A 14,185-nucleotide genomic window follows, 5' to 3' on the forward strand; every position below is an offset into this window, starting at 1 on the left:
CCTTGCAGATATTCAGCTTTATGGCGTGGGGTCAGGCGACCGCCTGCTCGTCGTCGACAATTCGTAGCCAGCGGCTGGTGCGCGGCTGGTGATAGTCGCGAAGTTCGAGCGCCCGCATGATTTCCACCCAGCGGGGATGGTTCGAGGCGGGAAGGGTCTCCGTCTCGATCCGCCTGAGAACGCCATGAGTCACCGGAGAAACCGGAATGACACCGCCTTCGCTGACATTGCGCAGCACGCGCATGACGAAATCGATATCCTGGCGGGTGATGCCCTTGCGATCGACGGCGCGCGAAAGCTTGTAGCCGCCGACATTATCGGTGATCGCAAGGCGCAGCTGATCGAGGGCGAAGGCGCGCAGCTCGTCCGGCACATGGGAGGAAATCTCCATGATGTGCAGCACGAGCTCCAGCTCGAGCGCGGAATTGACGACGCCGTCAGTCGCAAACATGCGCATGATCCAGGCAACGTTGATCGCGTCGAGCGAGCCCTGCGGATAGGTGTAATTGACGATGAATCCTGCCAGGTTCTCGACGAAGAACGCGTTCCATTCCTGGCATTTTTCGGGGCAGGAATTGTTGAGAGCAAGCATGACGACGACGTCGTCGGATGTCCGGACGCCGTCCGGAAAGCTGTGCTTGCGCAAAAGGCCGATATCGTCGGCGGCAAGCCGATGCTTTCCGGCGATGACATATGCCGGGAAAGCGAGTCGAAATTCGCTCATTTTTTGTCTCCAGAACCTCATCATGAGGCCGGAGACGGTTCTAGCGCGGGCGAATTGAAGATCCCTGAACAACGACAGTTAACGAAATGCCGCGCCGTTCAGACGGAATTGACAGACTTCGACTGCGCCCGCTCGCGCCAGATGATGAAAAGCCCCGAGGCCACAATGATAGCGATGCCGATCCACTTGGAAAGTGTGGGAAAATCATTGAACAGCGCGTAGCCGAGAACCGTTGCCGAGATGATCTCGAAGTACTGAAATGGAGCAAGCAGCGAGAGCGGCGCCAGGCGGAAGGCGCGCACGATCAGCATATGGGCGTAGCCAGAGATCGTTCCGAGAAGCAGAAGCAGGACCAGACCGAGGACGGACGAGGGCAGCGAAATCTCGAAATCCGGAATGCCTGCGGCTGCACCGCCCGCAAGTGCCACGGACATGAACAGCGTGCCGCCGATGCCGGCCATGGTCTGCATCGTCAGCGGCGAATCGGCATCGCCGATCGCCCGATTCAGGAACAGGTAGAGTGAATAAAGAAAGGCGCAGAATACCGGCAGCAGCGCCTTCAGGCCGAAGATCTCGTAGCTCGGCTGGATCACGATCATCGCGCCGCCGAAGCCGACGACGATGGCCGTCCAGCGCCGCCAGCCGACCTTGTCACCCAGGAACATCGCCGACATCGCCGTCAGCATGAACGGCTCGACGAAATAGATGGCGAAGACATCGGCGAGCGGCATGTATTTGACGGCGACGAAGAACAGCAGGCTGGCTGCGCCGTGTAGCGCGCCGCGCAACAGGTTCATCCACGGACGCTTGGCCGACAATGCCTTCCAGCGGAAGATATAGAGAAGCAGGGGCAGCGTGCAGACCAGCTGGAAGAAGAAGCGGTAGAACGTGATCTGGCCCGGCGACATCGATTCGAACGTCGCCATATATTTGGCGATCGCATCCATGGCCGGCAGGACGATCATGGCGCTGGCCATGATGGCCATGCCTTGGAGCGGGTTCTGGTATGATTGTGGCTGAGACATGCTGCGCTTTCGGAAACACAGCCATCAACCACAGGAACCGCGCCGGATCAATATCACCTAGGCGTCCGAGATGGTTTCTCCGAAAACCGATTCGAACGACTGACGCAGACGGATGTCGACATCTGACATCATCACCGGCAGGCCGAGATCGACGAGGCTTGTGACGCCATAGGCGGAGATCCCGCAGGGGACGATGCCGGTGAAATGATCGAGATCGGGCTCGACGTTAAGCGACAGCCCGTGAAAGGTCACCCAGCGGCGCAGGCGGATGCCGAGGGCGGCGATCTTGTCCTCGCTCATCGTGCCATCCGGCAGCAACGGCTTTTCCGGCCGCCGCACCCAGACGCCAACGCGGTCCTCGCGCCGCTCGCCGCGGACATTCATCGAATCGAGCGTGCGGATGACGACGTCCTCGAGGGCTGCGACAAAGGCGCGAACGTCCTGACGGCGTCGCTTGAGATCGAGCATCACATAGGCAACGCGCTGACCGGGGCCGTGATAAGTGTATTCACCGCCGCGGCCGGTCGCAAAGACCGGAAACCGGTCGGGCTGCACGAGATCCTTGGCATCGGCGCTTGTGCCTGCCGTGTAGAGGGGCGGGTGTTCGACGAGCCAGACGAGCTCGTCGCCGCCATCGGCAATCAACGCCACTTCGCGCTCCATGGTTTCCACAGCTAGCTCATAGGGCACCAGCTCATCGGCGATGCGCCAGCGCACGGGTTTGTTGCCGGCCTGTGGAAACATGGAGAGTTGAAGATCGGTACGCAGCATGGACTTTTCCCTTGCCGCAAAGGCTCAGCGGCATGCTGCTATATGGCCTCGTTTGATAACCAATTCAAATGCTGTGATTTGTTTTGAAAAAATCTGTCATATCGCTCTTGTGCGCCCAAAATGCTTTTGCTACATGCTGCCTCGCCGACGCAAATCGGCTCTACCACGATGCGGTCGTGGCGGAATTGGTAGACGCGCAGCGTTGAGGTCGCTGTGGGGCAACCCGTGGAAGTTCGAGTCTTCTCGACCGCACCAAAGTAAACCCGCTTCGGCGGGTTTTTCTTTTTCTACAGTTTCTTATCTCATTCTGCTGACGTAAAATCTGAGCCGCTGGCAGCTGTTTCGGCGCTATCGACGACTGGCTGCCTCACGCTAGTTATTCCTTTGTCATATCGACAGGGAGCGCGGCGCATTGAGCCTCACCTTTGCCATTGGAGATATCCACGGCTGCATCGGCCCGCTGTTGCGGATCATCGAGCGGGTGGAAGACTATGCGCCATCAGGAAAGGTCGTGTTTCTCGGCGACTATATCGACCGTGGCCCAGATAGCTGTGCCGTCGTGGAGACGCTGATGGCAGGGCCGCGCTCGCCGGACTGGCAATGGATCGCGCTGAAGGGCAATCACGAGGACATGGCAACGGGTGCTCATGATGGGCGGCATAACGAATCGTGGTGGCTGGACAATGGCGGGATCGAGACGCTGACCTCTTACGGCGGACCGGTTCCATCGCCGCACTTGAACTGGATGGCGGCACTGCCGCTTCTACACACGGATCCGCATCGCATCTTCGTGCATGCCGGCGTCAGGGAAGGGCTCTATCTCGAAGATCAGGCGCCGCATGACCTGATGTGGCTGCGCTTCGAAGACGATGTATCAGGTGAGTTCTGGGGAAAGCATCTGGTGCACGGGCATACGCCGTCACCGGCCAATCCGCTAACGACGGGAAATCGCACCAATCTCGACAGCGGCTGCGTCTTCGGGGGAAAACTCTCCTGCGCGGTTTTCGACGATAGTCTACCGGGCGGTCCGGTCACATTGCTACAGGTTCGAGGCTGATCGCTGCGGGGATGAAACAAGAGCCGCATATGCGGCTCTTGTTGCGTTTTCGTCGCGGTCAGTGCGTGCCAACGTCGCGGCAGGCATCGGTATCGGAAGCTCCGCCATCACCGGCTCTGGTCTGCACGCCCGTCAGTTCGGCCGGGTTCTTGCACGGCGGAAGGCGCTGGGCTTCGAGCTTGGAATAGTTGATCTTCTTGGGCGCGGCCATCTTGGTCTGGTACCAGCCGTCGCTGTCATTGGTGTAGTCGTCGGAATAGGCCGGAGGGGCATGTTCGGTGTAGTGAACAGGCTTCGGCGGGCTGATGCGGATCGGGCGGACGTAGCTGTCGTCGTACATGGGAGCGGCGAAAGCGGACGATGCGACGCCAATGGCAAACAGGGCCGCGGTGGCTGCAAGTTTGATTCTCATGTGATATCTCCTCAATCAGTTGTTGCAATCAACAACGAAACGATAACCCTCGGCAGGTACGAGTTCGCTCCTGAATTGAGGCGAAATTGTGGGAGTGTATGGCCAGTGCGGATTACGAATTGTCCATGTAATTCACGATTCTGTGGCGATATTTCACCGTTTTGTGACATAGGTTAGCAGCCTATCAAAACAGCAAAACCCGGCCACATGCGCGGCCGGGTTTATCGAAATGCACAACCCATGAATACATTATTCGTTTCTACAATTATTCAAGCTAATCCTCGTTCGGGATGTGCGAGTCGACGCCTGTCGTCTCAAGACGGTTGCGAACGTGGTGGACGCCATCGACGGAGAGCGCGCCGAGTTCGGCCTTGCGGGCAATTCCGATCGTCCCTACCGAACCTTCCAGCGTGATCGTATGGCCGTCGGCATGGACGTCGATGCTGTCGGCGTCGAGATCAGGAATATTTTCGAGGTTTTCGGAGACGCGGGCTTCCAGATCGTCGCTCTCGCTGCGATCGATCATATCTGCCGTCAGCGAATCCCTCAGACGGTTCTCATTGCCGTCCTCGTCGGTTCCATCGATGCGGAAGCCGCCGTTGCGGTCACGGTCGAAATTGGCTGATGTCTCGCCATAGGCGCCGTTGGCGGGCTTTGCCGAGGATGCGCCGGGGCTGTCGGAATAGGGCCAGCCGTCATCGAGATTGCGCTCCTCGTAGTCGCGATAATCTTCTTCGCGTGAAATGGTGCTCTTGTCGTCGGTCTTCGGCATGATCGTCCTCCTTCAAGGTCATGCTCAAAGAACGCTCATCGGCTGGATTGGTTCGTGGAAGTTTTATGAAATTAGCGGGCGGCCTTTTCCCATTTGCGGATCAGCCGGTCGCGCTTGAGCTTGGAGAGGCGCTGCAGCCAGAAGATACCATCGAGCTGGTCGATCTCATGCTGGATGCAGATGGCGAGAAAACCATCTGCGTTTTCCTCCTTCGTCTCGCCGGTCACGGTGTGATAGCGGAAACGGATTGCGCCGGGCCGGATGACCTCCTCTGTCGCGCCGGGCATGGAGACACTACCTTCCATCTGGCGCAAAGTTTCCGCCGAATACGAGAGGATTTCCGGATTGACATAGGTCCGCACGCCATCGGCCTTGCTGAGTTCGATCACCACCACCCTTTGTAAGATGCCGATATGGGCCGCCGTGATGCCGACGCCGGGTGCGGCCCGCATGGTGTCCAGCAGATCGCCCGCAAGGCTCTGCAGATCGCCGCCGAAGGTGCTGACAGGCGCGCAGACTGTTTTCAATCCGGGATGCGGATAGCGCAGGATCGGGCGGATCGTCATGTTTTCATAAGCTCCTGATATTCGGGTTGCGGAAACTATCGCCGCAACGGCGCATTGTCATCCGCAGACATGGTTTTGGACGCTAGACGCAAGGAGCCAATTCGGTTAGCAGGGACGGGGACTTATGCTGCCGCAACGGCTGGCGGGGTTCGTTTATCCGCTTGTTGAAAATGCCTTTTCCGCCGCCATTCTCGAACGCGGCAGGAAAGCCGTAACTGTTATGATCCTGGATGCGAGGCGCAAATGACGGCAAGCGAAGAAGACGAACGCATCCGCAAGCGTCCAGAGGACGAAGACGCCGACATCTATGACGAGGACGGCAACGTTCGCAGCGATTTTCTAGCGCTGCTCGGTGCGGCAATCGCTGATCGCGACACGATTTTCCTGCGCCAGAATGTGGCGCGCCTGCACGAATCGGAAATCGGCGACCTGCTCGAAGCGATCCAGCCGGATCAGCGTCTGGCGCTGGTGCGCCTGCTCGGCGACGACTTCGACATGACGGCGCTGACCGAGGTGGACGAAGCGATCCGCCGCGAGATCGTCGATCAGATGCCGAACGAGCAGATCGCCGCGGCGATCGGCGATCTCGATTCGGACGATGCCGTCTACATTCTCGAGGATCTCGATCAGGAAGACCGGGACGAGATTCTCGCCCAACTGCCGTTCACCGAGCGGGTGCGGCTTCGCAGAGCCCTCGACTATCCCGAGAGCTCCGCCGGCCGGCGCATGCAGACCGAGTTCGTCGCGGTGCCACCGTTCTGGACCGTCGGGCAGACGATCGACTACATGCGCGAGGAGGAGGACCTGCCTTACTCCTTCACGCAGATCTTCGTCATCGATCCGACCTTCAAGCTGCTCGGCGCCGTCGATCTCGACCAGATTTTGCGCACCAAGCGGCAGAACAAGATCGAAGTGATCATGCGGGAGACGAACCACCCGATCCCGGCCGAGATGGACCAGGAAGAGGCGGCACAGCTCTTCGAGCAGTATGACCTTCTCTCAGCCGCCGTCGTCGACGAGAACGAACGCCTGGTGGGCGTGCTGACCATCGACGACGTGGTCGACGTCATCCACGAAGAAGCCGATGAGGATATCAAGCGCCTCGGCGGTGTCGGTGACGAAGAGCTGTCGGATAATGTCATCTCCACAGTCCGTTCGCGCTTTCTCTGGCTGCTGATCAATCTCGGCACGGCGATGCTGTCTGCCAGCGTCATCGGGCTGTTCGACGGCTCGATCGAGAAGATGATCGCGCTGGCGGTGCTGATGCCGATCGTCGCCTCGATGGGCGGCAATGCCGGCACGCAGACGATGACGGTGACAGTGCGGGCGCTCGCGACCCGCGATCTCGACATTTACAACGCCGGCCGCATCATCCGCAGGGAAGCGACCGTCGGCGTCATGAACGGGGTGATTTTCGCAACCATTATGGGGGCGATTGCCGGCACCTGGTTCCACGACTACCAGCTGGGCATGGTGATCGGCGCGGCGATGATCATCAACATGATTGCCGCGGCATTGGCGGGCATCCTGCTGCCGCTGCTTCTGGACAAGGTCGGTGCCGATCCGGCCATCGCCTCATCGGTTTTCGTGACGACGGTCACCGACTGTACGGGCTTCTTCGCATTCCTGGGGATTGCCACCTGGTGGTTCGGCATTTAACCACGCCAGCCTGCCGAAATTGACTATTACGTAAAAGTCAATATTATTGGCGGGAGAGAGTGGGAATCTGATGCCTGTGAACAAGTATTATAGCATAACGGAGCTGACGCGCGAATTCGGTGTGTCGACGCGCACGCTTCGCTTCTACGAAGACGAAGGTCTGATCCATCCGGAGCGCCGTGGCCGTACCCGGCTTTTCCGTCAGGCGGACCGCAGGCTCATCCAGGAAATCCTGCGCGGCCGGCGTATCGGTTTCACCATCGCCGAGATCCGCGAAATCATCACCGTCTATAAGGAGCCGCCGGGCGAGCTCGGTCAGCTCAAGCTCTTGATGAAACGCGTCGATGAAAAGCGCGAGGACCTGCGCCAGAAGCGCAAGGATATCGACGACACGCTGGCGGAACTCGACAATATCGAGGAATCCTGCCTCGGCCGGCTGGCCGAAATCGGCGTCGGTACCTGAGCCGCTATTGCGGTTCGGATGGAAGCGCCTTGATGCTGCATTGATTGGCGATCGCCTGCACCCGGTCGTCGTCAGCCTTGACGATCCCCGTGTGGAAGGGCTCCAGCAGCTTTTGCCCCTGCATTTCGGTCAGCGTGCATTCGCAATAGACCTGACATGACTTTGCATCCATCCCCTGGCACCAGCCGGGATTGCATTGGCGCATGTGGATTTCGGCGAGATCGGGCTTTGCCGGTGGCATGACGAAGGTCAGTCCGTAAGCGACGGCGATCAGCACCGGCTGGTGGATCAGATAGAATGCCAGGCTGTGACGTCCGCCGCGTGCCAGCAGCGAGCCGCCGGTCCCAAGTGCGGCAAGCTTCTGCGGCAGGCTGGTGCGCAGGGCAACCAGCGCCAGCGTCAAGCCGGACATATAGGCGGCTGCCCAGGGGAAGATCGGCACATAGTCGTTGGAGCGCGGCGGCATGTCGGTAAGACCGATCCACCAGAGCAGCGGCTGGTTGAAGGACGCCGAGCGAAGCATGCCGGGGGCAATGAAGGTATCGGCGATCCAGGCGGCGACCAGGGCGATCGTCACGAGGCCGGTGACGAAGAGCGGCAGGCGCGCGAAGACGACGCCCACCAGCGTCATCGCCGCCATGCAGTGCAGGATGCCGAAGAATATCCACTCGCCGGGCATGGCGATGCGCGTCGCGACGGAGATCAGCAGTGCAGCGCCTGCAATCATCACGAAGCGCTTCCAGAATGACGGCCAGCGGATGCCTGCCTGGCTCGACAACGCCATGCTGAGGCCGGCGATGAACAGGAATGTGGTGGCGATGGCCCGCGCATAGAGCTTCAGCCAGCCGGTCTCGGCGGTTCCGGGCGCCAGATAGCCCATGAACTCCAGGTCCCAGCTGAAATGATAGGTTGCCATGGCGATCAGGGCGGCGCCGCGCAATGTATCGAGGAGGCCGATCCGGGGCGGATGTGCTGGGCTGCCGTTGCTGTCAGCCATCATCGTCATTCACTGTCTCCCGGACAAATCACCGTCGCCGTTTTGCGCTGGGTCGCGGGGAATAGGAGAAAGGTGGAGATTTGATGGCGGCGACACATCCATGATCGCCAGCCGCGCCTCCGAGAAGAACTGCCTGCGCGTCAGCACGAAGACGACTGTCGCCGTCGTTACCATGAAAACGTAAGCGTTGACGAACCAGCCGAGATAGCCGATCGACAGGAAGATCGCTCGCAGGCCTTCGTTGAAATGGCCGCCGGCGATGATGTTCATGCGGATGACACGCTCGGCGGCGCGCTCCGCGGCATAGACGTCGGTCTCGGTGTCGCGCATCATCGGGATCGCGCCGAACAGGATGGTGCAGTAGTTGAAGAGCCGGTAGGACCAGCCGAACTTGAAGAAGGCATAGGCGAACAGTCCCGCCAGTCCGCCGACCTTGAGCTCGAAGCTTACGTGGCTACCGCCGAAAACATAAGGAAGGTCGGCAAAGATGGCGCTGACCTTGTCGGTGGCGCCGAGCAGGGCAAAGCAGCTACCGATCGCGAAGATCGAGGTCGAGGCGAAGAAGGCCGTGCCGTTCTGCAGACCGGCCATGATCTGGGTGTCGATCATCTTCAGGTCGCGGCGCAGCGAATTGTAGATCCACTCGCGGCGGCGCTCGCCCATCGCATGCGTCAGACTGGTGCGCCCGAAGAAGGTCCGGCCGCGGAGAAGCCAGGAATAGCCGAGCCAGGACACGGCAAAGAAGGCAAGCGCAGTATAGTCCGCAAGCGTAAGCATCGATGATTCAACCCCTTGGTCTCCGGCGCCACTCTACATATGCCATGCGATGCTGCAATGACCGGGGACGGCGGCCTGAAGCGATTTCCAGTGGCGCGGCCTTTCGCAAAGCACCGACAGGCATTAAATCCTTCTGCAGCAGTGTCGCGCCGGTCAAACGCGATGTCGGTTCGCCGCGCGCGGCACGTTACGCCCGGGGATAGTCTCGGTGCAGTTCATTATTGGGAAGCAGGCATGTTCCTTTCGGTATTCGATGTTTTCAAGATCGGCGTCGGGCCTTCGAGCTCGCATACGATGGGGCCGATGTCGGCTGCCAACCGCTTCCTCGACCTCATTCTGTCGAACGAGTGGCCGCGCCCTTCATCAGGCGCGCAGGTCGCGTCGATCAAGGCCAGCCTGCATGGTTCGCTTGCCTATACCGGGATCGGTCACGGAACGGGCAGGGCGGTGATTCTTGGCCTGATGGGTGAGGCGCCTGATAGCGTCGATCCCGACAAGATGGACGGCATCATCGAACAGGTGGAGCGCTCCGGCCGCATCACGCCGCCCGGCCACCCCGCGTATTTCTTCCTGCCGAAGAACGACCTGGTCTTCGACAAGAAGCAGACGCTTCCGGGCCATGCGAACGGCATGATCTTTTCCGCCTTCGACAAGGACGACCGGCTGCTGCTGCGCCGCATCTACTACTCGGTCGGAGGCGGTTTCGTGGTCACCGATACCGAACTCGAGCAGATGCGCGCCAAGAAGAAGGCAGCGCCCGGTGCGACCAAGGTGCCCTATCCCTTCGCCACTGCTGCGCAGATGCTGGAGATGGCCGATCGCTCCGGGCTCACCATTGCGCAGATGAAGCGCGCTAATGAGGAGAGCCAACGCAGCCGTGAGGAGCTCGATGCCGGTCTCGACCGGATCTGGGACGCGATGCGCTCCTGTATCGAGCGAGGGTTGAAGGTCGATGGCATCATGCCTGGTGGCCTCAAGGTTCGCCGCCGGGCGCGGCAGATCCACGACAAGCTGCAGGAAGAATGGCGCAGTAACCGCATCAACCCGCTGCTCGCCAACGACTGGCTGAGCGTCTATGCCATGGCGGTCAACGAGGAGAATGCCGCGGGCGGCCGCGTCGTCACCGCGCCGACCAATGGCGCTGCCGGCGTCATTCCGGCTACGATCCGCTACTACGAGCATTTCCATGACGACTGGGACCAGAACGGCATCCGCGACTACCTGCTGACGGCTGCGGCCGTTGGCGGCATCATCAAGCACAATGCCTCGATCTCCGGCGCCGAAGTCGGCTGTCAGGGCGAGGTGGGTTCGGCGGCTGCGATGGCGGCTGCGGGGCTCGCCGCGGTCATGGGCGCGACACCGGCCCAGATCGAAAATGCCGCCGAGATCGCGCTCGAGCATCACCTTGGCATGACCTGCGATCCGGTTGCCGGCCTCGTCCAGGTTCCCTGTATCGAGCGCAACGCCTTGGGTGCCGTCAAGGCAGTGACGGCGGCCTCGCTGGCGGTCAAGGGAGACGGTCAGCATTTCGTTCCGCTGGACGCCTGTATCGAGACGATGCGCCAGACGGGATACGACATGAGCGAGAAATACAAGGAAACCTCCACCGGAGGTTTGGCCGTCAACGTCGTGGAATGCTGAGTTTGTGGACTTCGGGCCGGTAGCGCTTGACGCTGCCGGTCAAAAGGATTTCAACAGCCAGCATGGCATTGCATCTCATCAAATTGTGCGTTGGCGCCGACTCCATCGAGGATCTGCGCGAATGGGTCGCTGAACGTTCTCTGCGGGCGATTGCCGCCGGTCTCGAGCCCCACTCCATCCACACCACCCGCATGGTGCCGAAGCGCGTCGATGAACTTCTCGACGGCGGCTCGCTCTATTGGGTGATCAAGGGGCAGGTACAGGCGCGCCAGAAGCTGCTGGGTATCGAGACCTTCACGGATGGCGAGGGCATCGGCCGCTGCCATCTCATTCTCGGACCGGAGGTCATCGAGACATCGGTTCAGCCGAAGCGGGCGTTCCAGGGCTGGCGCTACTATCCGGAAGAAGACACGCCGCGCGACCTGATGAGCCTTGGCGCCGGTATTGCTGAAATGCCCGCGGACCTGCGCCGCGAGCTTTCGGAACTCGGATTGCTCTAGATAATCACCGAAGCCGCAGCGTGACCGGCGACGTGCCTTCCGGGCACGTGACGTGCAGGTGGATGCGGGCCTCGGGCTGCTGGTAGCGCCAGGCGCGGGCGCCATGGGTCAGCAGAAGATTGATCAGATCCTTGGTCTTGGCCGACTTGGTCGCGCGCGGCCGCCCGATCTCGGCGAGGCGCAAGGCAGCCTCATGAAGCGGGTGCAGGCCGATGCGGGCCGGCTTGCCGGTTGCGCGTCCTTCGGGCGGAAAGCCCGGTACATTTCCATTGATCGCCATAATATTCCCCGTACGCACTAACAATCGAGGTCACGAACTTCGACCAGAACCGCAAACACCGGTTCGGCCGTCAGCGGTGCCGTCAGAAACAGGACTGGCGGCACCGAATATCTCACTGGGCAGCCGCCCAGCACTTGACGCCGGCGCGCTTCAGCGCCTTGCAGGCATTGACCGCGTCACGCTGGTCGTCGAAGCCGCCGAAGCGGGCGCGATAAATCTGTTCACCGTCATTGGCATAGGCGACAGCGAAAGGCTTGGCGGAGCTCAGCGCCTTGCCGCCCTTGGTCTTGGCGTTCTGCAGCAGATCCATCGCTGCATCCTTGCTGGACGAGACGCCGATCTGGACGACCCAGCCTGCCGGACCCTTTTCGGTGACCGGTGCAGGCGTCGCAGCAGCCTTTGCCGCAGGGACAGAAGCCGTGGTCAGCTGATCGACGGAATTGTCGTCAGCCTGTTCCGGCATATAGGCAGGCGCCGGCGTGGGGACGGCAACCGAACCCTTGATCGCAACGGTCTTGACCTTCGTCGGCGACGGCATCTCGGCCGGCTGCTGAGCGGCGACCAGCGGGTTTTCCGTCTTTACCGCAGGTGTGTCGGTGTAAGCGGTCGCCGCAGCGGCAACTTCGTAGCGTGCAGCCGGAGCCGGAGCTGTATGCGGCAATTCGATCTCGGAGGCAGCCGCGACCGGAACTTCAGCCACCGGGGCAGGTGCCCGCGTCGGAGCCGGTTCGGCAATCAGCTTGGTGCCGCCGCGTGTCGAGGCCTTCGGCAGATAGGTGGCGATCAGCTTGCGCATCTGGTTGTCGCGGGCAGGGGTAGAGGCGCCACCCATGACCACGCCAACGATCGAGCGGCCGTCGTCCTGCACGGAGCTGACGAGATTGAAGCCTGCAGCACGGGTATAGCCGGTCTTGATGCCATCGACGCCGCGCACGGAACCGACGAGGCGGTTGTGGCTGCGGATGGTGCGAGTACCGAACTTGAAGCTTTGCGTGGCGAAATAGCCGTAATATTGCGGGAAATGCTGGCGAAGCGCGATGCCGAGGCGGGCCTGGTCACGGGCTGTCGTCATCTGCGCGGTGTTCGGCAGGCCGTTGGCGTTGCGATAGGTGGTGCGGGTCATGCCGAGCGCATGGGCCTTGGCCGTCATCATCTGCGCAAAGCGGTCTTCGCTTCCACCACCGATCATCTCGCCAAGCGCGGTTGCCGCATCGTTGGCGGACAGCGTCACGAGGCCGAGAATGCCCTGTTCGACGGTGATCGAACCGCCGGCGCGAACGCCGAGCTTGGTCGGCGCTTGGGCGGAAGCGTGCGGAGAGAAGGGGACGCGAGTATCGAGCGAAATACGACCCTGCTCCAGCGCCTCGAAGGTCATGTAGAGGGTCATCATCTTGGTCAGCGATGCCGGATACTGAAGACGGTCGGCGTTCTCGCTGTAGAGAACATTGCCGGTCTTCGCATCGACGACGATGCCTGCATATTTCGGATTGGCTGCTTCCGCTTCCGCGGTAACCGATTCGGCAAGAAACGCCGTCGTGGCGATCGCAAGTGCCGCAAGCATCTTCACCAGGAAATTGCCGGACCGCGACGGATGTACGGAGGAGACTGACCTTGACACTATTTCACTCTTCGCTTGCATTTCTGATGTTTTTGAACCGGACCGCACGCCCCTCCGCGGCGATCGTTGACTACGGAAGTTACCGGGGCTGAGTTACCAATCCGTTTATGATTAATCGTTTCTTTCGCCCGTCAGCCGCGTTTTACCGGCTTGTCGCAGAACGGGTCGCGAGACGCGCCTCCACAAAAGAGCGAATAGCGGCATCAATATGGTCCCAATCGTTCAAATGACGGCTGGAGAATCGGTAAAGCACGCTCAAATCCTTGCCGACCTTGATGTCGCGCTGGCAGTCGCCGCTGGTCGCGAGCTCGGGCGATTCGGGCAGGATGCAGCGAACGGCATAGTCGGCCGTGTTCGGGCGCTCTGCCGTCAGCAGGACCTCTCCGGTGTAGCCGGCATCGGCGCGCAGGTTGTGGAGCGTCAGGCCATCGGCATAGGGCTTGGCCGTACCGTCCATCAGATGGGCGTAGATCGGTTCGATTCGCCCGGACATGTCGCGCGACATCGTGCTTTGGGTGATCTGCAGGAAGATGAGGCCGGCCGACTGGGCGACGTCGTCGAAGCGTTCGCGGTCGTTCTTCGTGTAGCCCTGCATTTCCGGCCAGGTCAGATACAGGTCGGCGCGCTCGGAGACGCCGGCATGGCGTTGGCTCGGGAAGCGAATCGTGTTTTCGGAAAGGTTGAGCGTGTCGCGGCCGATCGTGACGCTGACGGCCTGGGTGCTGTCGCTATTTCCTGCCAGCGTGATGTGGCGGCCGAACCAGCGGCCGCCGAGGCTGATCGCAATGGTGAGGACAGCAAGAACGGCAACGGCGGCGGTGACGCGGATGAGGAAGCCACTGGAGAGGATAGGGCTTTCGTCGACTGCGGCGGCATTGGGGGCGAGATGGCTCATGACGGCTCTCAGTCGTTGACCGCCGCAA

16 protein-coding genes and 1 tRNA gene are annotated in these 14,185 nt (G+C 60.9%); 6 read left to right on the plus strand and 11 right to left on the minus strand.

The annotated features are described in order from the left end of the window. Nucleotides 1-31 precede the first annotated feature (31 nt). The 3 genes from AC1DV9_RS06785 to lipB all read right to left on the minus strand — a co-directional run bounded on the left by AC1DV9_RS06785 (nt 32) and on the right by lipB (nt 2,520). A complete protein-coding gene (locus tag AC1DV9_RS06785; protein ID WP_477946856.1) occupies nt 32-724 on the minus strand; it encodes a hypothetical protein in 693 nt (230 codons plus the stop codon). Nucleotides 725-822: 98 nt separating this feature from the next. Next, nucleotides 823-1,749 (minus strand): DMT family transporter, encoded by a 927-nt coding sequence (locus tag AC1DV9_RS06790; RefSeq protein WP_477946858.1) that lies wholly within the window; start codon nt 1,747-1,749, stop codon nt 823-825. 57 nt (nt 1,750-1,806) lie between these two features. Then, a complete protein-coding gene (gene lipB / locus AC1DV9_RS06795) occupies nt 1,807-2,520 on the minus strand; it encodes a lipoyl(octanoyl) transferase LipB (protein WP_112516204.1) in 714 nt (237 codons plus the stop codon). 170 nt (nt 2,521-2,690) lie between these two features. On the opposite strand from lipB, the gene AC1DV9_RS06800 reads away from it, so the two are divergent. Both AC1DV9_RS06800 and AC1DV9_RS06805 read left to right on the plus strand, forming a co-directional pair. Beyond that, a tRNA-Leu gene (locus AC1DV9_RS06800) sits at nt 2,691-2,775 on the plus strand. Between the two features lie 157 nt (nt 2,776-2,932). Further along, nucleotides 2,933-3,577: a metallophosphoesterase family protein gene (locus AC1DV9_RS06805; protein ID WP_477946860.1), complete on the plus strand. Its 645-nt coding sequence runs from the start codon at nt 2,933-2,935 to the stop codon at nt 3,575-3,577. Nucleotides 3,578-3,635: 58 nt separating this feature from the next. Here the strand turns inward: AC1DV9_RS06805 and AC1DV9_RS06810 are convergent, their stop codons facing one another. From AC1DV9_RS06810 to AC1DV9_RS06820, 3 genes are all read right to left on the minus strand, one after another. Beyond that, nucleotides 3,636-3,989: a hypothetical protein gene (locus AC1DV9_RS06810; RefSeq protein ID WP_112387320.1), complete on the minus strand. Its 354-nt coding sequence runs from the start codon at nt 3,987-3,989 to the stop codon at nt 3,636-3,638. A gap of 274 nt (nt 3,990-4,263) precedes the next feature. Next, on the minus strand, nt 4,264-4,761 hold the full coding sequence (locus AC1DV9_RS06815) for a BON domain-containing protein (protein ID WP_477946861.1): 498 nt from the start codon (nt 4,759-4,761) through the stop codon (nt 4,264-4,266). 71 nt (nt 4,762-4,832) lie between these two features. Then, entirely contained in the window at nt 4,833-5,327 is a 495-nt protein-coding gene (locus AC1DV9_RS06820; protein WP_477946863.1) for a peptide deformylase, read from the minus strand. A gap of 243 nt (nt 5,328-5,570) precedes the next feature. Between AC1DV9_RS06820 and mgtE the strand changes: the two genes are divergently transcribed. Together mgtE and AC1DV9_RS06830 are read left to right on the plus strand one after the other, a co-directional pair. Next, nucleotides 5,571-6,986, plus strand: a complete 1,416-nt coding sequence (mgtE, locus tag AC1DV9_RS06825; RefSeq protein ID WP_477946864.1) for a magnesium transporter — start codon at nt 5,571-5,573, stop codon at nt 6,984-6,986. A gap of 70 nt (nt 6,987-7,056) precedes the next feature. After that, nucleotides 7,057-7,449, plus strand: coding sequence for a MerR family transcriptional regulator (locus tag AC1DV9_RS06830; protein ID WP_112387324.1), 393 nt, complete (start codon nt 7,057-7,059; stop codon nt 7,447-7,449). Nucleotides 7,450-7,453: 4 nt separating this feature from the next. Here AC1DV9_RS06830 and AC1DV9_RS06835 read toward each other — a convergent pair whose 3' ends face one another. After that, nucleotides 7,454-8,455, minus strand: a complete 1,002-nt coding sequence (locus AC1DV9_RS06835; protein WP_477946866.1) for a heparan-alpha-glucosaminide N-acetyltransferase — start codon at nt 8,453-8,455, stop codon at nt 7,454-7,456. Continuing rightward, the gene (locus tag AC1DV9_RS06840; RefSeq protein WP_112516293.1) at nt 8,456-9,223 is read right to left on the minus strand and encodes a DUF599 family protein; all 768 of its coding nucleotides are present in this window, start codon (nt 9,221-9,223) and stop codon (nt 8,456-8,458) included. Nucleotides 9,224-9,457: 234 nt separating this feature from the next. Between AC1DV9_RS06840 and AC1DV9_RS06845 the strand changes: the two genes are divergently transcribed. Both AC1DV9_RS06845 and AC1DV9_RS06850 read left to right on the plus strand, forming a co-directional pair. Then, nucleotides 9,458-10,864, plus strand: coding sequence for an L-serine ammonia-lyase (locus AC1DV9_RS06845; RefSeq protein ID WP_477946867.1), 1,407 nt, complete (start codon nt 9,458-9,460; stop codon nt 10,862-10,864). A gap of 62 nt (nt 10,865-10,926) precedes the next feature. After that, the gene (locus AC1DV9_RS06850; RefSeq protein WP_112387328.1) at nt 10,927-11,364 is read left to right on the plus strand and encodes a DUF1489 family protein; all 438 of its coding nucleotides are present in this window, start codon (nt 10,927-10,929) and stop codon (nt 11,362-11,364) included. A 4-nt stretch (nt 11,365-11,368) separates the two neighbouring features. Here the strand turns inward: AC1DV9_RS06850 and AC1DV9_RS06855 are convergent, their stop codons facing one another. The 3 genes from AC1DV9_RS06855 to AC1DV9_RS06865 form a co-directional block, all read right to left on the minus strand. Next, nucleotides 11,369-11,644: a hypothetical protein gene (locus tag AC1DV9_RS06855; RefSeq protein ID WP_112387329.1), complete on the minus strand. Its 276-nt coding sequence runs from the start codon at nt 11,642-11,644 to the stop codon at nt 11,369-11,371. 112 nt (nt 11,645-11,756) lie between these two features. Continuing rightward, nucleotides 11,757-13,283 (minus strand): D-alanyl-D-alanine carboxypeptidase, encoded by a 1,527-nt coding sequence (locus AC1DV9_RS06860; RefSeq protein WP_477946868.1) that lies wholly within the window; start codon nt 13,281-13,283, stop codon nt 11,757-11,759. A gap of 121 nt (nt 13,284-13,404) precedes the next feature. Continuing rightward, complete coding sequence (locus AC1DV9_RS06865) at nt 13,405-14,157, minus strand: hypothetical protein (RefSeq protein ID WP_477946870.1); 753 nt, start codon at nt 14,155-14,157, stop codon at nt 13,405-13,407. Between the last annotated feature and the right edge of the window lie 28 nt (nt 14,158-14,185).

Source organism: Rhizobium sp. 01L410, from assembly GCF_056400165.1.